The sequence below is a fragment of the Pantoea sp. QMID4 genome (assembly GCF_030270445.1).
Taxonomy (GTDB): Bacteria; Pseudomonadota; Gammaproteobacteria; order Enterobacterales; family Enterobacteriaceae; genus Pantoea; species Pantoea vagans.
In genome coordinates, this window is record NZ_BSXL01000052.1 from 1 (window position 1) to 255 (window position 255).

General features: G+C 69.4%; 1 protein-coding gene. It reads right to left on the reverse strand.

The window, feature by feature from the left end:
• Positions 1-255: hypothetical protein (locus tag QSK07_RS22795; RefSeq protein ID WP_285723311.1), on the reverse strand; the 255-nt coding region annotated here is incomplete at both ends.

Genomic DNA, 255 nt, shown 5'->3' on the forward strand with positions numbered 1-255 from the left:
TGATTTCAGCGGCGCTTCCCTGCTCGTCGCTGAGGGCGAGGGTGCCGGTGTTCGTCACGCTGCTGCCCAGCGTGCTGCCGCCGTTCAGCACCAGGGTGCCTGCGTTGCTGACCGCGTCATCACCCTGTGTCAGCACGTGCCAGTCGGCGTCCTTCTGCCAGACCAGGCGGGAGCCGGCGCCCACGGAGACGGTATCAACGTAGGCGGAGGCCACGCTGGCGGTGGTGAGGTCGGCGGCGTTGTCCGCGTCGCCCA